15 protein-coding genes are annotated in these 19,108 nt (G+C 46.2%); 5 read left to right on the forward strand and 10 right to left on the reverse strand.

Going from position 1 to position 19,108, the window contains the following annotated elements:
- Entirely contained in the window at positions 1–4,938 is a 4,938-nt protein-coding gene (locus BBD42_RS15060; protein ID WP_099518810.1) for a DUF4132 domain-containing protein, read from the forward strand.
- A 103-nt stretch (positions 4,939–5,041) separates the two neighbouring features.
- Here BBD42_RS15060 and BBD42_RS15065 read toward each other — a convergent pair whose 3' ends face one another.
- From BBD42_RS15065 to BBD42_RS15075, 3 genes are all read right to left on the reverse strand, one after another.
- Positions 5,042–6,358, reverse strand: a complete 1,317-nt coding sequence (locus tag BBD42_RS15065; RefSeq protein ID WP_099518811.1) for a DUF5050 domain-containing protein — start codon at positions 6,356–6,358, stop codon at positions 5,042–5,044.
- Between the two features lie 181 nt (positions 6,359–6,539).
- Positions 6,540–7,502, reverse strand: coding sequence for an alpha/beta hydrolase (locus BBD42_RS15070; protein ID WP_099518812.1), 963 nt, complete (start codon positions 7,500–7,502; stop codon positions 6,540–6,542).
- Positions 7,503–7,620: 118 nt separating this feature from the next.
- The gene (locus BBD42_RS15075) at positions 7,621–8,547 is read right to left on the reverse strand and encodes a DMT family transporter (protein WP_099518813.1); all 927 of its coding nucleotides are present in this window, start codon (positions 8,545–8,547) and stop codon (positions 7,621–7,623) included.
- Between the two features lie 136 nt (positions 8,548–8,683).
- Between BBD42_RS15075 and BBD42_RS15080 the strand changes: the two genes are divergently transcribed.
- Positions 8,684–9,580 (forward strand): LysR family transcriptional regulator, encoded by an 897-nt coding sequence (locus tag BBD42_RS15080; protein ID WP_099518814.1) that lies wholly within the window; start codon positions 8,684–8,686, stop codon positions 9,578–9,580.
- Between the two features lie 130 nt (positions 9,581–9,710).
- Positions 9,711–10,538 (forward strand): PPK2 family polyphosphate kinase, encoded by an 828-nt coding sequence (locus BBD42_RS15085; protein WP_099518815.1) that lies wholly within the window; start codon positions 9,711–9,713, stop codon positions 10,536–10,538.
- A 133-nt stretch (positions 10,539–10,671) separates the two neighbouring features.
- On the opposite strand, the gene BBD42_RS15090 is transcribed toward BBD42_RS15085, so the two are convergent.
- From BBD42_RS15090 to rbsK, 4 genes are all read right to left on the reverse strand, one after another.
- Positions 10,672–11,268 (reverse strand): SMI1/KNR4 family protein, encoded by a 597-nt coding sequence (locus BBD42_RS15090; RefSeq protein WP_099518816.1) that lies wholly within the window; start codon positions 11,266–11,268, stop codon positions 10,672–10,674.
- Positions 11,265–12,164, reverse strand: a complete 900-nt coding sequence (locus BBD42_RS15095) for a hypothetical protein (RefSeq protein ID WP_099518817.1) — start codon at positions 12,162–12,164, stop codon at positions 11,265–11,267. Before BBD42_RS15095 ends, BBD42_RS15090 begins: the two co-directional genes overlap by 4 nt.
- 199 nt (positions 12,165–12,363) lie before the next feature.
- Positions 12,364–13,347 (reverse strand): LacI family DNA-binding transcriptional regulator, encoded by a 984-nt coding sequence (locus tag BBD42_RS15100; protein ID WP_099518818.1) that lies wholly within the window; start codon positions 13,345–13,347, stop codon positions 12,364–12,366.
- 28 nt (positions 13,348–13,375) lie between these two features.
- Positions 13,376–14,287 (reverse strand): ribokinase, encoded by a 912-nt coding sequence (rbsK, locus tag BBD42_RS15105; RefSeq protein ID WP_099518819.1) that lies wholly within the window; start codon positions 14,285–14,287, stop codon positions 13,376–13,378.
- Between the two features lie 244 nt (positions 14,288–14,531).
- Here rbsK and BBD42_RS15110 point away from each other — a divergent pair, with 244 nt between their 5' ends.
- Complete coding sequence (locus BBD42_RS15110; RefSeq protein WP_099518820.1) at positions 14,532–14,897, forward strand: hypothetical protein; 366 nt, start codon at positions 14,532–14,534, stop codon at positions 14,895–14,897.
- 30 nt (positions 14,898–14,927) lie between these two features.
- Positions 14,928–15,218 (forward strand): hypothetical protein, encoded by a 291-nt coding sequence (locus tag BBD42_RS15115; protein WP_099518821.1) that lies wholly within the window; start codon positions 14,928–14,930, stop codon positions 15,216–15,218.
- Positions 15,219–15,266: 48 nt separating this feature from the next.
- Here the strand turns inward: BBD42_RS15115 and fliB are convergent, their stop codons facing one another.
- From fliB to BBD42_RS15130, 3 genes are all read right to left on the reverse strand, one after another.
- A complete protein-coding gene (gene fliB / locus BBD42_RS15120) occupies positions 15,267–16,496 on the reverse strand; it encodes a flagellin lysine-N-methylase (RefSeq protein WP_216364939.1) in 1,230 nt (409 codons plus the stop codon).
- Between the two features lie 180 nt (positions 16,497–16,676).
- Complete coding sequence (locus BBD42_RS15125) at positions 16,677–17,741, reverse strand: ABC transporter substrate-binding protein (RefSeq protein WP_099518823.1); 1,065 nt, start codon at positions 17,739–17,741, stop codon at positions 16,677–16,679.
- A 94-nt stretch (positions 17,742–17,835) separates the two neighbouring features.
- Complete coding sequence (locus tag BBD42_RS15130) at positions 17,836–19,077, reverse strand: helix-turn-helix domain-containing protein (RefSeq protein WP_099518824.1); 1,242 nt, start codon at positions 19,075–19,077, stop codon at positions 17,836–17,838.
- Between the last annotated feature and the right edge of the window lie 31 nt (positions 19,078–19,108).

Genomic DNA, 19,108 nt, shown 5'->3' on the forward strand with positions numbered 1-19,108 from the left:
ATGGAGTTGGAAGCGGGTAAGGAATATTTTAAAGAGATGCTGGATAAAGCGGGCACTTTAAATAAGGATGAATCTTATCGCAAGCTTGCCGTTCTAGTAATTGAATCTGCTAAAAATAGATATGTGGATAGCGACATGAAGAAAGAATTGAAGCAGCTGTTGACGCAAATAGCAGCAGAGGGTAATAGCAGCTGGTTTGAGCCGCTCGTTATTATTATGGACAAGCTGTTTGATGACTCTTATGCAGCTGTATTCCGTTATATTGTTAACTATTGCGTGGAGTATCCGCACAGCAATGGTTATTTGCGTCGTCCATTCCGCACGTCAAATTTAGAAATACATACAGAAAGAGTAGTAGAGAAATGCATCTCCCTCTTTTATATGCAGGCGGCGAAATTCGATGTGAAAGATTATTTAACAAAAGTGGATCATTCTTCTCTTTCGAATTACAACCGCCTTATGCTTGCCGCAGCAGATATGATTGCCTATGAGATCGACAGAGGCAACGAAGAAACATTTGAAGATTTAAGAGAAATTATATATGGGGACAATAACACCGCACTGCTATCCCGTTCTATGATTTCCGGCATATTTTTGAGCCACAGCGAACGGGCTTATCATATGATAGGCGAGCTTCTTGTTGCTGCCCGTCTGCAAGAAGGCTTAAGGCAAAGTATTGTCGAGCAAATGGACTCGGGTACGATTGAGGCTATGATATTTATGCTGAAAATTGTGGAGGAGAATAATTTAATCCGTTTTAGTTCAGTTGTACGTGCGCTGGACGTGTGGACAGGCCTGAATTTGGAGGCTGCTAATGCGCGTGTATCGAAGCAATGCCTTAGCTACGCCTTCCAGTCCCTTAGTAACAAGGCACTATGTGAGCAGTGGCTGGATAGCAGCAACGTAAATGAAGTATTTATGGCTTTGTGGTCGACAGCTGTTTATGAGGAAGATGATTTGAATGACAAGATCGCGTATTTAATGGGAAGCCAAGAAACGTACCGTAAAGTGGTTGCCCAGTATGTTCTTGCACAGAGCACCAATACAGCGATGCGTTTTGCCATTGCTAGAAATTGGCTTGATGAGACAGATTTTGAACTGCAGTATTGGCTTCTTGATAATTATGCCTATGGATATAGCTATGAATGGCATATGGATAAAGATAATACGTTGACCTATACAAGCACGCCCTTGCTTGAAGAGAAATCGGAGCGACAAAGCCATTTCCGGAAATTTTCTGCGATGCTGTCTGGGATGAATGAAAAAGAAATTACGAAAAACTCCCGTGTATTTGATTGGAGAAGTTATACGCTACGTGCCGATGATATAGTAAGTAAAATGCTTTATCTTATTGCTTACGATATGGACAATGAAATGATTGCTGAAATGATAGCTCTTAAAGATACATTGAGCCCTAGCATGCGTGGCGAGCTGCTAAAGTATTTCCTTCCCGATTTGAAAAATAATGCACAGCGAGGCTTTTTGTTTGCAAGCCTTTCAGATAAAAGTACAAGCAATCGTGAAATCGCGATTAGTAAAGCTGCCAAGCTTCAACTTAATGAGGAGGAGTTGTCCTCCATATCCGCTCTTCTAAAGCTAAAGAAGGGAGCGCTTCGCCAAGGTGCCATTGAGCTCCTTCTTAATCAGCCAGCGTCCAGTCTTAAGGCTGTAACAGAGGAACTGCTGCAAAGTAGGGTGGAGCTTCAGCGTCTGGCTGCGTTGGAATTGCTGACTGAGATGAAGGAAGACGGGCAGCACGCAAAGCTGTTTGCGGAGCTACAGGATCAGGTAGAGGTTCTTACTGAGCCAACGGACAAGGAACGGCTATTACTAGCAAAGCTGAAGCAAGAAACCACCTATTCTTTAGCAAATGGTTTCGGCTTGTACAACCTTCCGGAGAAAGTGGATCGGCTTTTGCAAATAGAACCATTGCCGCTGTCAGCCTTGGAAGAAGTTAAGCAATATTTTACGTTGCCGGTGGACAAAATGCAGCGTTTTCTGGAAGGATTATCCGAGCTTATGCACGAGTATCGGGAGCATGAGTATGAATTTCAAGATTATTATGAGGCTAAACAGTCTGTACTTCTCGGGACAAGGCTGTCTACCACTAGCTGGCGCTATGATCCCGAAGATCCAACACCCGTATTGGATCGGTATCCCCTAGCTGAAGTATGGCGAAGTTATTTGGATTCGAGCGGTTTTGGCCCGCTTGAGCTAATGCAGCTGGAGTTTTATTGTCAGGCCAATTTCTTGCATCGCTGCTGTACGGGAGAATTGAATAGCTGGGAAATGTACAGGTCCAACGTTAAGGCGATAGAGAACTGGGGCAAGGAACTGATTGAAGCCATTTATCCAATGAATAAGGTGGCGGAAATGCAGGCGATTTATAAGCAATTGAATTATGAGAAGCAGGTCAATGAAATTATTGGCGCTTATATTTCAGATAGTGATAAGCGGGAGCGTTTTGACAAATCGAATCATGCGCTGCGTTTAATTATTAGCTGCTTTCCATATGACAAAGAGGATGAATACCAGGGCATTTTAAATGCCTTGACGAGTTTCTGGCGAAGCTGGCAAAAGTCTGAATTGCATAACGATGAGGCATTCAAAACGTATTTTGAAGTATATTACTGGTTATTTGCACTTCAGGACTACGATGGCTATTTGCTTGGAATTGGGGATTTTGCAAGGGCGTACAGCTTGGAAATACTGACTGAACATGAACTTATTCGATTATTAATGTCTAGACCAAGAAGCGATAATTATATTAGGGAAATGACTAGCCCGAAAAATCATGATTTAGACTCATATCCAGCAATTAAAGCTATTAATAATCGGATTATCGAGCGGGTTTTGGAAATTGAACTTAACCGCGGTGATCTTCCGACAGATGTCACCAAGCTTGCAACAAGCATTTCACATATTCAGGGGACTTCTTATTTCCTTCGTATTTTGACAGGACTGGATAAAGAATCATTCGTTCGGGGCTACATTTATAGCTATGGCAAAGATACGACGAAGAAAGAATCGTTCAGCCAAATGCTTAAAGTATGCCACCCTGCTGCGGGGGAAAACGAAGAGACGTTGAAAGAACTGCTTAAAGGTAGCAAAATAAGCGAGGTCAGACTGCTTGAAGCCGCGATGTATGCACCGCAATGGGTTGATATTATAGCAAAATATTTGGGCTGGGATGGTCTGCGAAGTGCAGCCTGGTATTTTCACGCTCATATTAATGAGACGTTTTCAGGAGAGAAAGAAACGATTGTAGCACATTATTCTCCGATTTTGCCGGAGGACTTCAACGATGGCGCATTTGATGTGAACTGGTTCCATTCGGCCTATAAAGAGCTGGGAGAGACGCGGTTTGACCAACTCTATCAGTCTGCAAAATACATTTCGGCTGGTTCCAATCACAGACGCTCTCAATTATTTGCCGATGCGGTGCTAGGCAAGCTTAAGCTTGCAGATTTGAAAAAATCAGTAGCAGATAAGCGCAATAAAGATCATTTGCTGTGCTATAGCCTAGTTCCATTGGAGCAGGACAAGCAGCGTGATGTACTGGAGCGTTATGAATTTATTCAGCAATTTCTTAAAGAAAGCAAAACATTTGGAGCCCAGCGCCGAGCTACAGAGTCAAAAACAAGCTCTATTGCATTGGATAATTTAGCCCGAAATGCAGGGTACACAGATGTTGTTCGTTTAACCTGGGATATGGAAGGGCGGAAAATCGACGAGCTTCTGCATTACTTTGATCCTGTCGCTTTGGATGAGGATGTGACGGTACAGCTTATTATTGATGAAGAAGGAAAAGCAGAAATCCGTTTGCTCCGCAAAGACAAGGAGCTTAAATCGGTTCCGGCCGCTTTTAAAAAGCATGAATACATGGAGACGTTAAAACAAATTAAATCGGAGCTTTCCGATCAATACAAGCGGGCGCGCAAGGAGCTTGAACGCTCCATGGAAACAGGAAGTCTCTTCACTAAGGAAGAGATTAACAAGCTCGCGAAAAATCCGGTTATTGCGCCTTTAATTAGGACATTAGTATTTGGTGCCAATGGAAAGCTCGGTTATTTTGAAAATGGGGCGCTGCTGGGAGCAGATGAGGGGTCATATGAAGTTGGCGAAGGCGAGGAGCTGTTTATTGCCCATCCTCTGCATTTGCTAAATAGCGGACTGTGGAGTTTGTACCAGAAGGATATGTTTGATAGGCAGTTGAAGCAGCCGTTCAAACAAGTATTCCGGGAGTTGTATATACCGAATGCTGATGAACTGGCTAGTGGTGCGATATCCCGCAGATATGACGGACACCAGGTACAGCCTCGTAAAACCGTTAGCTTGCTGAAAAGTCGTTTATGGACGGTAAGCTATGAGGAAGGGCTGCAGAAGGTTTATTACAAGGAAAATATCATTGCGAGCATTTATGCGCTTGCTGATTGGTTCTCGCCATCGGATGTCGAATGCCCGACGATCGAGACCGTCCGTTTCTTTGACCGCCATACTTATAAACCGATTGATATTGAAAATGTGCCGCCGCTTGTCTTCTCTGAAGTGATGCGTGATGTGGATTTAGTCGTCAGTGTGGCGCATGTAGGCGGAGTAGATCCTGAGGCGAGTCTGACAACGATTGAAATTCGCCAAGCTATCGTTCGTGAATCGTTGCGCTTGCTCAAAATTGACAATGTAAGATTGGAAGGCAATCATGCTTTAATTGCAGGACAATTAGGCGAATACAGCGTTCATTTGGGCAGCGGTATCGTATATAAACAGGCTTCTGGTGCAGTTGCCATTATTCCGGTTCATTCCCAGCATCGCGGCAAGCTGTTTCTGCCGTTTATAGATGAAGATCCAAAGACAGCAGAGATTTTATCCAAAATTGTTCTGCTTGCACAAGATACAAAAATTAAAGATCCGCAAATTCTTGAGCAGATTAAAAGGTAAAAAATCAGATATTTTATAAAAGAAAAAGAGGAGCAGATTTTAAAATTCTGCTCCCCTTTTTTTAAAAAAGCGGATTTACCTATTAGGACTAAAAAATAGCAGCTTATTGTTTAGCAACAAGCAGAACGCGGCTAATCGATTGCTCGCTAAGCGTGGATGCCGTTTTGCCATCGCTGCTCAGTTGGAACAACTGCCCGTAGCCAGCGTCCTTGGAGTCGTCATTGATGTAGTAAATGCCATCAACGTCTTCACTAAGCTGCATATAATCCCAGTTCAATCCAGGTATCTTTTGAACCGACAAATCCGATTTCAGCAAATAGCTGGCATTGTCACCGAAAAAGATTGTAGAAGTGATTTTGCCGCCTGACATAATGTTGTATACGGAATGAAGCTTAGAAATGTTAAGATTTTTTTTGCTGGTAACTTTATTGTTTTTTATCGTGGCAACATAACCTTTGTCCGCTGAATCAATAAAAGCCACTTTGTCAGTGCCTACATTTGCAATATCATAGACGCCTGTGCTGTGCAGGGAGAAGGTTTTGCCGCTTGTGTTCAAGAGGTAGCCTTTACCGGTGCTATAGTTGAAATGCCCTTCGGAATCAAGGCGAATGCCTTTATTGAAGAGGTAGTACGTATTTTTTGCCCAAATACCGGAATATGCAGCATTTGCATCAATTGGAGCATTTAAGTTGAGGGCTTTAGCTGCGCCGCCTTTTTTAGGAACGCTATAAAGCACGATGCAGTCAAGCGAATACATTTGTTCTTCCGGCTTGGTATTGACAATAATATTGACGGAATTAGCAGTTGTTTGGATATGGTGATCCTGCTCAATCGCACCCGCTGCAATGTATTGCACTTGTCCTGCGCCTGTAACTGCTTTGGAGGCTACCCATGTGGAACGACCATTACGCACGGTATTGTAATAGATTTTTCCATCAATGATTTTGAATTCTTCAAAGTCTGTATCAGCTTTATCAGCGATTTGTTTTGCTTCCGATACAGCAGCAGCATTAGCAGAAACCGAATAGATTTTCCCAGCGCTTGTCATGTAGTAAAGCGTTCCATTCACAATGGAATAGTGCAGCACATCGTTATAAAATACTTCATCTTCGGTTGCTGTGCCGTCGATCGGCAAACGTAGCAGCGTAGTTGATCCGCTGTAAGACAAATAATACAAATAGTTGCCACCGCGATTCAGTGCAGTACCGGGAACGTCAAAATCCTCCATTATGAGAGCGGCACCAGTGCCATCTGTTTTAATACGGAACAGGTCTTGGTCAGATGTGTAATAAACATAACCGCTGGCGTTTGCTGCTGCCTCGGCTGTCGGTGCTGTTACTGTGCCGAAGCTAGTAAACAGCAGGGTGAAAATAAAAAGCATGCAAACATTCTTTTTTGTGAAAAGGTGAAGCTTATTCATTACTTAATCTTCCTTTCTAGTGCTGTGGAATAGTATTTGCTGTAAACAACTCTCTTTTAGTGAAAAAAAGGAAGCTGCTTGAATACTTATCGGTTTATAGGACGAAAAACATTATACTAATATTATAATTATTTATACAAAATTTATTGAATAAACATGGGAGAAGCTGGTGCGAGTTGTGTTATTTGGCGGTTGTTGAGGCAAGATTAGCGAGAAATTGCAGGACAGCAGCACTTAATTGTTCAAGTCCTGGCTGTTCAATCGGAAAATGTCCGGCTCCTTCCAGCAGCACCAGCTTTTTCGGACAAGCCAATCTATTATAGAAGCTTTCGCTAAAAGCATATGGGGTCATGGGATCGGCTTCTGGGTGAACCAGCAGTACAGGACAGGAATTAAAGTTTTCTGGCTGCACTTCCGGCGTCATGTTCAGAAAAGTTCTTAGCAATTTAAGAGGCACACGGGTTGCTGCTGCACGGGGATCCTCCATAATAAGCTGGGCTAATTCCGGATGGTTGGCTATTAGATTCATGCGCGATACTTTGGAAACAGGCAGCCGAAATGAATCTAGTAAAATGGGGAATGCATCCATTAGCCATTTGCCATACACCGCTACATATTTATTAGGGGCAAGCTGGAGTCGCATAGCAGCGTCACTGGTGTCTACGAAGGTTGTAGCAATTAGACCTTGCACATACGGACTACGGGCAGCAACATGATAGGCGAGCATGCCCCCAATGCTGGCGCCGAGCAGTACGATAGGCTTGCCATCACGTTTATATTCGCTTTCAACTAAATCAACTAAAAGCTGGATCCAGTCTTCATAACGAATCGTTCTGGAGGGAGGGCTTAATTGGCTGAGCCCATAGGGAGGGAGGTCCGGAGCGAGCATTTCATAGCCGTGCTTTTGCAGCAGCTTGCCATAAGGGGCGAATAAACGGCCATTGCCTCCAGCACCATGCACGAGTACAATTTTGAGCGGACTTTCGGGTGCGGGCAAACGATCTAAGTGAATTTCACTATTATTCCATTGCCACCATTCTTCAATAGGCAGGTTATTTTCTTTTAACTGTATTTCTTCAGGGAAAAATCGTTGATAGCTCTCCCAGTAGATGCTGTTATTATTGTAATCTCTTTGTTTGTTCATCGTTGATCGCTCCTGTTCTGCTATCTATTATGAATGGATGAATTCATAAATAGCAATGCAGGCTTATAGGTCGAAACGGCTAATTTGCGTAATGCGATGCCATTTTTCAAGAGAGTGTCTACTGTAGTGCCTCTTTTTCCCTAGCTCTACCCGGAACTTGAACCGGGCCCTTAACGGGCAACGGAGCGCCATCATGGCGCTTCCATTTTATTTCGGAGGCGACGACAGCAAGCAGCACGAGCGCTGCTCCGACATAGCCCTGCGGCGGCAAAATTTCATGTGCAAACCAAAAGCCTACGGTTGCCGCAAACACAGGCTCCAAGGCGAAAATAAGCCCCGTTCGCGTGGGTGTCGTGTATTTTTGGGCAATGGGCTGAATAATGAAGCCAAAGCCGCTGCATAAAAGGCTTAGCGCAAGCACAGCCCCCCAGCTGGCAGGCGTTTGCGGCAAAGTCGGGGTCTCGAACAGCAGCATGCCGATTAAGCCAAAACCGCCCGCAAAGCCTAGCTGTAAAATGCCCAGATTCAGCGTGTTTGAAGTTTTCGCCGCCGAGTTCGTTAATATAATATAAAGGGCATAAAAAGCAGCTGACAGCACGCAAAGGATATCTCCACCCCCGATGCTGAATGGCAGTTTTAGCGTCAGCAGCGCGATGCCGGTAAGGGCTAGCACAACACTGAGCCGCATGGATGGAGCAAGCTTCTGCTTGAACAGCATAACCGACAGCAGCGGAACGAAGATGACGGTCATGCTTACAAGGAAGCCGGCATTAGACGTCGTAGTCGTCTTAAGCCCGAACAGGATGCAGGCAAAAACGGCGAATAGGAGGAAGCCGAGCATCGCACTATATTTAATCGTGCGCCAATCTGCCTTGCGCAGCGATTTCCAGAAGAGAAGAGACGTAAGCAGGAAGGCGAGTCCGAAGCGCAGGGCAATTAAATTAAAGGCAGCAATGGATTCAAGCCCTATTTTCATAAATAAGTAAGAACAGCCCCAAAATACGGTTGCGAGCACGATGAGTAATTCGGCGTTTCTAGGTTTCATGAGATTTATCTTCTCCGACTTTAATAGAATAGGCTTATGGGCCGAAACCTAGTATACTGGGGTTTGATATATAAGTATAACGGGGATTTCTTGTTTTAAACATGAGAAATGCTCATGTAAATAGAGGAGACGCAGGATGAGCATTAATAAATATGAAATATTCGTACAGGTTGCGCGGCTTGGCAGTTTAACGAAGGCGGCGGAAATACTCGGCTTTACCCAATCGGGCATTAGCCACGCGATCAACAGCTTGGAGAGTGAAATCGGTTTTAGGCTGCTGCAGCGCAGCCGCGCAGGCATTCAATTGACATCGGAAGGCGAGCGGCTCTTGCAGCCAATGCGCGAGGTGCTTCAAGCCAATGTCCGATTGCAAGAAGAGATCGCTGCAATCAGGGGGCTGGAGGCTGGAACGATTCGTATCGGCACGTTCACAAGCGTATCCGTCCACTGGCTGCCGCGGATGATGAAAGCTTTCCTGAACGATTATCCGCAAATTGAATTTAAGCTGATGGAGGGGGACTATCAGGAGGTTGAGGAATGGCTGGAGGAGGGGCAAATCGACTGCGGTTTTTTCTCCTTGCCCACGAGTGACAAGCTGGAGGTGTTCCCGCTAAAAGAGGATCGGATGCTGTGCATTTTGCCCCAGGAACATCCGTTGTGCGGAGCCGCCTTTTTCCCGCTTGCGCGGCTTGCGGAGGAACCATTCATTATCCCTAAAGCGGGCTCGGATCATGACGTTCGGCGTGTGCTTAAGAAGGCGGCGATTACGCCAAACGTCAGATTTGAGGCGGGTGATGATGCGGCTATTATTGCCATGGTTGAACAGGGACTGGGCATTAGCATATTGCCTGAGCTCGTAATTGAAGGGCGCAAGCATCATGTCCACGTCATGGAGCTGGAAGAACCAAGCTTTCGGTCGCTTGGCATCGCCGTCCATTCTATGAAGTTTTGCTCGCCTGCTACGAGGCGATTCCTTGCCCATGTACAATCATGGCTGGAAAAGCAGCAGCTATTGCAGGCCAATAATGCATAACTAAGGTGTGGAATTCATTAGGGCTGTGGAGTCTATCAAAAATTCAATTACAGGGTAAGATATTGGATAGGCGCAAGATTGATAAGATTGGCACAAAGTGGAATACTGGTACATAAGGAGCGTGAAACAGATGGCAAAAAACCATGAGCAGACGGCGAATAAAAAGGTTGTTTTGAGCAGCATCGATCCAAAGGATAAAGGTTCCTTTAACCATAAGGAAGAGGTGGAGAAGGAAGCGCTGAAGCTGAAGGAGGAATTGGAGCAGCTTCAGGAGAAGCTCGCGGCTGCGAAGGAGCAGGCAGTGCTGTTCGTCATTCAAGGGATGGATTGCAGCGGGAAGGATGGCGTAACGAAGCATGTGTTTGCCGGGCTGAACCCGCAGGGCGTGTCCGCTCATAGCTTCAAGGCGCCGACGGATGTGGAGAAGCGGCATGATTTTATTTGGCGGGCGCACAACAACGTGCCGGAGCTGGGCCAAATCGCGATTTTTAACCGTTCTTATTATGAGGATGTTTTGATTACAAGGGTGCATGGTGCAGTGTCCGACCAGGAGGCGAAGCGGCGCTTTAAGCATATTAACCATTTTGAGTCGCTGCTTGCGGATAGCGGGGTTAAGGTTGTCAAAATCTTTTTGCACATTTCCAAGGAGTTTCAGCTGGAGAAGCTGAAAAGCCGAATTGAGGATTCGTCGAAAAATTGGAAGTTTGACCCGTCGGACCTCCAGGAGCGGAAATACTGGGAACAATATCAGGGCTATTACGAGCAGCTGTTTGAAAAATGCAGCAAGCACGCGCCTTGGCATATCGTGCCTTCTGACCATCGCTGGTACCGCAATTATGCCGTGCTGCGCATTGCTGTGGAAGCCTTGAGAAGCATGGAGCTCCAAGAGCCGCCAGCGAATCCGGAGCTGAAAGCTTTTCTGAAGGAAATCAAGGAGCAAGAGCAGGAGCAGTCATAACGAATGCGGTCATAACGGATGCGTTTTTAGTGAATGCGTTCCGAATGAATAACGAAATGAAAATAACCGGTCATGCATCGCAAATCACAATGCGGTACATGGCCGGTTATTTTTTTACAAGCCGAATCAAGCGCTAGCTAAAGAAAAAATCCAAATATTGCTGTCCATGCTCGCGTCCTATAATCGCCGGGGCAAGCTCCATGGCGCGTTCAATAAACTCGCTCTTTACTTCGGAATCCTCGTCCGTGGCATCGAGTTCGAATTCCTCTTCCTCTACCTTCATCAATGCAGTAGTCATGGCGAAAAAATCGGACAGCGAGGCAGCGATTTGCGAATGCCGCTTCTGAATGCTGCCGTATACCGGCCCTTGCGGATCGGTCGAATCAACGATAAGCGCATCGCCATTGTAATCGGCGAAGACGATCCAGCCATCCGGCCATTTCGGATCAGGAGCAAGTCCGGAAGCCGTCATAATCCAGCGCCAGCCCTGCTGCGCCCGCTCCAGCTCCGGCAAACGGAAAAATTGCACGGCCAGAACACCGCCAATTATCGGATGCTCCTGCAATTCTATACAGCTGTAAAAGGTTCGCAGCGCTTCTCCAAGTGGAAGCGGCTCCTGAACGGGCAGCGGCTCATCATGATAATAAACCTCGCCAAGGTCAATGTCATGCCTCCCAAATACGGAAGCGAATTGCTGTAGTTGCGTCATTAATGTACTATTTACGCTCATGTAGCGTTCCCCCTCGTCGTCCATTTTTCCAAAATATCAATTAAATCTTCCCTTAATAAATCTACACGGTAGCTCAGCTTTTTCTTGCGCAGCTTTTCTTCCAGCAGGTCCACAATAACGAGCAAATCCGCTTTAAACAGCTGCTGCTGCTCCTGTAAAGACAGCTCGCCCTCCGCTCTCGTAAAATGCCTGGTCACCTCTAGTTTAAGCTCGCCCTTGCGGGAAGCCAGCTTGCCGACAGCGAATTTCGGCTTTATGTAATACCCTTGCTCGAACCCTGCTGGAACATCGTTTTGCTCATGAAAATATTCATACTGCAGCGTACGCTCGGCATCATCATGATGGCTAAAGAAGCAAGAAATACCGATGTAGCTAAAAGAATCGCCGTAAAGCTGCTGACGCATATGTTCATCCAGTGCGCTCCGCAGTTCGCTCAGGCTGTTTATGAAAGGCTTGGCTGACAGCTGATAGTTGCCGGAGCGGACGAGGCGCAGCGGATTTTTCGGCAGCAGATTGCGCTGGGAAGCAAAGGCGGCAATGCCATAATCGGTGTTGTCGCTGCCCTCATGGATGACGAAGCTGTCTTGCCGCTTGCTCCAGCCTTTGCAGGAGCCTTCGATCTGCTTGAAGGTGCGGGTGCGCAGCTCGGTGTAGAAGGAGCCGCTGATCCATTTTTCCGCAACTGCCTCTACGGGTGTCAAGGAAGTTCCCCAGCCAGTAATAGCAAGCGCCTCGCATACACGTACAAGCTCATTCCACTGCTTGATGTTGGCATAATGAAAAAGCCGATGATATTCGGCGATGAGCAGCTCGCGAAGCTCGTCCATAACCGGAGCCGCTTGAATGACTTCGTTCAGCTGCTCGAGCGTTTCTGTTTCAAAGATGGATCTAAGCATCGTAAATTCCCCCTGTAGAAAAATAGTAATCAGAGGCACCAGGTTATCTCTTATTATGCCATACCATTCCTTCAATTTCCTGTTTAACGGATGCATGGAAAAAACCTTCGAGATCCGCAGCAGCACAAGCGGAGTCGAAGGTTCATCTGTGCTGATATCAGCAAACTGAAATCAGTAAACGGAAATCAACATACCGAAATTAGGTCGTTGCTTTCTGGAGCAGCGCTACTTCCAGCTCATAGTTGCAGCGCTCAAGCGGCTCGTTGTTAATTTGGCGAATTAAATAGTTCATAGCGGTGCTGCCGAGCGTATAAATTTGCTGGGAAACGGTGGTCAGCTCCGGATATACCATATCCATTCGAACACCGTCGAAGCCAATTAGCTTCACTTGGGAGGGGACGGATACGCCAAGCTCATGCAGCGCCTTAAGCGCTCCTGCGGCCATAAGGTCATTGCCGGCGAATACGCCGTCCACATCGGGATGCTGGCGAAAAATATTTTTCATTGCCTCGTAGCCTCCTGCAACGCTGAAGTGGCCGAATGCGGTTAGGCTAGGCGTAAACCACGGCAGTTCAGAGCACATTTCCTCATAAGCGAGCGTTCGCTCACGCGCGGAATGCACATGCGATGGTCCGCATATATGGGCGATTTTGCCGCATCCCGCATCCAGCAAATGCTGCACGGCGAGCTGTCCGCCATAGCGGTTAGCTGCTGTAATCGTAACAATTGGATGGTCAGGAAAGCTTTTATCAATGACGACGATCGGAATCGACCGTTTTTGCAAGGCAATAATTTGCTCGGGTGAAATGGTATAAGAAGAAACGATAATGCCATCAATTTGTTTATTGATTAACGCTTCTATATACCTTTTTTCCTTGTCGGGATTATTGTCCGTGTTGCAAAGGACGAGCGTATAGCCTTGGGAGGCGGCTGCATCCTCAGCAGCACGGGCAATTTCTGGGAAAAAAGGGTTCAAAATGTCGGGTACCATTAAGGCGACTGCAGCTGTTTTTTTGCCCGCGAGGCTCCTGGCAATCGTATTAGGCTTGTAGTTCAGCTTCTCGGCAGCGGCTTGAATGGCGGCTTCCGCTTCCTTGCTTACATATCCGCTTTTATTGTACAGCCGAGAGACAGTGGCAACCGATACGCCGGCCAGCTTGCTGACATCTCTGATCGTGGTCATAAGGGCTAGATCCTTTCAAAAGTGAGCTTTAGTGTGATGCTTGCTGGATGAAAGCTTCGACATCCTTACGGAGCGGCATTCCGCTTTGGGCACCTAGCTTGGTGACGGATAGTGCGCTTGCGGCAACGGCGAACTGGACAGCTTCCTCTAGAGCGGCTCCTTCGCTTAGCTTCACAGCTAGTGCACCGTTAAACGTATCGCCTGCACCAGTCGTATCTACAACTTCGACCTTATGTCCCGTTACATGGCCTTGCGTCCCCTCCGCTGCTTTGTAATAAGCGCCGTTGCTGCCTGCTGTCATTACGATAGGATGCGGATACTGCTCCAGTAAAGATTCCGGAGTAGTTTGGCGCTCTAAACCCGTCACAATAGCCAGCTCAAATTCATTTGGCGTAATGAGATGCAATTGGGCTAGCAATTCCTCCGGCAATCTCACAGCAGGCGCCGGGTTCAAAATAACCGGTACGCCGAGTGAATACGCGAGCCTAATGGAAGCTTCGACCGTTTCAAGCGGAATTTCATGCTGCAGCATGACCATATCTGAGGCAGCGATGACATCCTTCAGTGCAAGGACATCTTCTGGAAGCAAGCAGTGGTTTGCCCCTGGAATAACGATAATGCGATTGTCGCCTTCGGTGACGGTAATGGCAGCGATGCCGGTAGCTTGATGAGGAACCGTTTTCACATATTGCATATCGATACCCTCAGCGCCAAGCGCGTCCCTTAGCTGCTGCGCCATCGTATCCTCGCCGACACAGCCGAGCATTGTAACCGCAGCCCCAAGTCTTGCGCAAGCGACTGCCTGATTAGCGCCTTTTCCGCCTGTAAAGCTGGAAAAAGCGTTGCCAATTAACGTCTCCCCTTGATTCGGCATCACATCCGTTTCTGTAACCATATCAATATTCAAACTGCCAATAACGGTAATTTTTGCTTGGGACATAGGAACACCTCTTGTTTTTGATTATGTGATGTGTAATCGGTTACACATGGTTGCTTCTCATTTTAAATAGCCCGTGTGCCATTGTCAACTATCAAACCTTATGATGAAGCTAGTTCTATTGGCTTAGCTGAGTCAAATAATCAGTCGGCAGACTGATATTATCGGGTTATAGCCGTATGATACAATTGTGAAATCATGTTTTTTGAGTTCCGGGGCATAATGGCCTTGGCTGGGAGGTGCTTTTATGGGGAATGCAGGACTTACATATAAGCTGATGACGGATCATGGGGAATTTAAGAAAGAAGAGATTAATATGTCGGTTATTACGGATATCATATATGGATTTGAACCGGATTATGAGGATTTTATCGTGCTCGAGCCGAGCTTGCCGCTAGACAACAGCATCTATTTGCAGGCCGCAACCGAAGGGAAAGGCATGATCGGCTTCGTTGTGGAAATCCGGTTCGTGTATGCCGATGATTCGTTCAAACACTATGATTACAAAACGACGGATAAAGGCGAGATTGTTCGAATGTTTCTTGAATATTGGGGAGCACAGAAGCTGCCTGACCACTCGCAATGGAATGATATTACAAGCACGTTCACGTAATTGTTACATAAGCTTAAGCGGAGGAGTAACATGCAGTACAAGCGTTTTATTCTTTTTTCAATCGTCATAATGGCATTGCTGATTTTACTCGTTAATACGAGCTTGTTTCAGGAAAATGCGGCTAAGGCAGCTTCCCATTACTATGTTCGCTCTCATTACGCGAGCAGCGAGTTTACTTTTCTGAAAATTATTTATGATACTGACCACGGTAATTATACGGTTACATATAAGGACAATATGGAGCAGCAGTTTAGCTTTACGATGGCTCCGCGCTATTTTCCTGTATTTGTGCGTTATGATCCGCTGGAGAGCCGCCTCTAAATAACAAAAGTTCCGACCCCTATCAGTGGAGGCTCGGAACTTTTTTATTTAGTCATTTTTAATGAGCAGGCTCATATAGCCTAGCGTATGATAGCCTTGCTTTTTAAAATCATCAAGGATGTTTTTAAGAAACAGCGCGGTATGTTCATAGTTTTTAGTATAAGATTGAATGAGCTTTACGGTCAGCTCCTCGCTTAATTGTTGATGGTGCGCAGCTATGCCGATAAGATGCAGCTTAATCATGGCAAATTCGGCCACGAGCATTTGATAGCTGTCAAAAACAGGGATGTTCACATGCATTTCCGCAAGCATCCGGCTATATAAATGATTCAAAATGAAATTCTCTAAAACGTGCGCATGCTGATCCATAAATGGCTTGTAATAATGCTCGTAAGAGTAATTGTAGGTACCTGCAATTGCTTCCAATGAGCTTCCATTTCGCGTCATTCCTTGTTTGTAATCATGGATACACTCCCGGTAGCGGGCATTCCATATCGTATCATCCAAAATATCCATCAAATAATTATTCAAATATTGCAGTTGAAAAATAGCATCTAGCGGATATACATTATAACTGCGCAGCTCATCGTTGCGGGCAACCTCTTCCCGAAACTGAACGCATAAATGAGGCAGCTCCTTATATTTTTTCTCATCCATCAGCAAGTTGACATTATCGCAAAACACACCAAGCAGAATAAGGCGATGGGGCAGGCTGAATTCCCTATATTTCATAATCTCGATCATCATCTTGCGTATTTCAGGAAAGTAGAACTCCGGGCGATTCGGATCCAGAGCAGCGGCTGCTTTATGTTTATAGGTAACGGAGCCGATGTGAGCTAAATCAACGTCAACTAACTCCATCGCTTGCTCATCAAGCAATACTAATCGGGCCACCTCCGGGCAAGAAAGCTGGGCCGTCATTTCCAAGGCATTGCCTGCCTGATTAATGACACGGGGGTAGGTTCGGCATGTTTGGGACAGGTAGGATTCGCCGAGTTCTAATTGAATCGAGCACATTCCTTGATCAAGCATGGCACAATCGCCTGTATTCGGGTTCAACCGCATTTCAGCATAATCTTGAACGCTGCCCTGCGGTTTAATGGATAAGTTTTGCTTCAATTTGCGCCTTAAGCTAGTATGGGTTACCGATTGGTATTTCGTGTAGGTATGTTTATCAATACTGATCCCCCACCAAGCGCAGCAAGTATCTTCACAGGCAGAACCAATGCAAGCAAACTGCTTCATGTAATTAGGGACTTTATGTTGTGGAGATGTCATGCGAACCTTGAAACCTCACTTTCTTATTTGTTTTAAACATTATATATTTCAAAAATAGTGTAATAAGAAGAATAAATTCATGTCAAGCTGTATTTAAGTGAAAAATTACAACACAAAAATCCCGAACACCCCATATACATGGGATGCTCGGGATTTTTTATAGCTTGCTAGCCCAACTATTTAATTAGAAGAACCGAGCTCCGCCACAACATCAACCATTTTCATGCTGTTTGCTAGAGGGCCGGAGCTGATCCAATGTCTTGCATTTACGAAAATGACATGGCCCGCTTTAACGGCCGGTACCGATTTCCACACGGCGGATTGCTCAATCGCGCTGAAGCTTTCCTTCGCCTGTTTAATTTCCTCGTCTGTGCTGCCGGCTCCGCCGAGCGTAACGAATAAATAGTCAGCCTGCAATTCGGGCAGCATCTCCAGCGAAATCGTCGCATTTTGAAAATTAGGCTGCTCCTGATGCCACTTTTCAACGGTTGGATCCAGCTTTATTCCGAGCTCATTGTATAGAACACCGGGATAGGTTGGCCATTCGATTTGCGTTTTTTCATCGATATAATTAGGGAAATAGACTCGGAAATCTTTGGCGGTCATGCGGATGAAGGCTGCACTTTTGCCTTCCGATAGAAGAGGGGTCAGAGCTGTTCTCGCATCCGCAGCCTGCTGATCATAAGCGCTGATAACCGCTTGTGCTTGATCCTCCATGCCCAACGCTTGTCCAATAGCTGCAAGCGAATTTCTCCAATCCTCACGATCGTATACGATGGTTGGCGCAATTTTGGAAAGATTGTCATAACCTTCTTGCATAATCGCGGTGCTCGCAATAATCAAATCCGGTTGGGCTGCAACGATCGCTTCGAGATTCAGGTTATCGCCCCAAATTTCCAAAGTGGCACCTTGCTCTATAAGCTTGTCGTTTAAATAATAGCCTTCGCCAATCGACATTCCGAATACGATCGGCACATTTAAAGCGAGCAGCATATCCTCCAAATTAATGGAAGCAATCCGCTCAGGGTCCGCTGGAAGCTCAGTTGTGCCAAAGGGATGTGTAACCTTGAGCGGCTGTTGATCGGAAGGAGTCTCCGGTGAAGAAGCGGAAGGTGAAGCGGTCGAGACAGTGGAAGAAGCCGAACTAGACGGCTGCCCGCTTCCTGAGTTGTTCCCACATGCTGACAACAGCACAATAGCGGCAGCAAGAGCAATATACAGGAAGGAATGACGGTACAAATACATGATGAAACCTCCGTTTTGACAATAATGGTCAGGCTTATAATGATCAACACGTATTATACGCTCCTGCCGCTTTGCAAAACATGGACATTCGTGTTTAGTTCGTTCTAAATAATTCTTCTGCCTGTTCTACCATGAGATTGTGGGCAAAAGGAGAGTAGTCTAGCCAGGGGCATTCCTGTATTCGCCGCACATTTCCCGCTTTTACAGCTTTAAGCTGTGTCCATACGCTGCTATGCTGAAGCTGTCGCCACATGTGCTGAGAGGCTTGGTCAGAATCAATAATAAGCAGCAGACGATCTCCCGTAAAAAGAGGCAGCTCCTGCTCCTTAATCTCATGCAAAATCGATATATTTTCTGAGTCATAAGGGCAGTTTAATTTCAAATCCTCATATAAGACAGCCCCTCCGTTACGCCGTCCATACACAACGATATGTCCCTGCATGAGATGAACAATTGAAATCGTATCCCCTTGAAAAAGCTTCCTGACCCGCTCCCCGGCACAAGCCGCTTTCTGATCATAATTCGCGAGCCAGCATGCAGCGTCCTCTCCTTTACCAAGCAGGGCTGCAATTTGCCTGAACTGCTGCCGCCAGTCTAGCTCAAGCCAAGGAATGACGACGGTGCGGGCGATTTTGCCGATGGAGCCTATTATCTGTTCATTCACCATATCGTCGCATAAAATGAGCTCGGGCCTTGCCTGCTGAAGCGCACTGCGATTATAATCAACTAAATCTGGCTCCATTCGTTTGGATCGTCGAAGCGGATAGGGAATATGCTGAAAAAAAGCATGACGGTGCACATCCCTTTGCGGATCGACCTGTGCGGCACACGGAATAATGCCTAAAGCGAGCAAATGTCCGGCATAGGGAAAGGAAAAGGAAGCAATTCGTGTATTCGTCCACGCTGCATATTGTTTTGGCGTTATGCCTGCCGCTTTCTTAAACTTACGGCTGAAATAAAATTCATCCTCAAAGCCGACTTTTTCGGCAATTTCCTTAATCCGCAAATTAGAATGCAGCAGCTGCTCCTTCGCTTTGTTGATCCGGATGCTGTTCAAATAATCAATGGGGCTTTGCCCGACCCAATGCTTGAATTGATGGGAGTAATGCCATAGGCTCATGCCTGCGATGGAGGACAGCTTCTGCCGGGTCATGCCTTCTGCATATTTTTCATTCATATAATGGATAGTTCGGTCGATCATGGCTTTCACTTCCGAAGGCCAGTTTTCGTGTTCGCTTAAAGCCGCCGCCGGCTGCTCGAACTCGGCCTTGGCGGCCTGCTTCTTCCAATAACTGTAACTGTCGTCCGCTTGCAGGACGGAAGCTGGTTTTCTCATTTTCGCGTCCTCCTTTTTAAAGAAGCTTCTG

The organism is Paenibacillus sp. BIHB 4019, from assembly GCF_002741035.1.
Lineage (GTDB): Bacteria > Bacillota > Bacilli > Paenibacillales > Paenibacillaceae > Pristimantibacillus.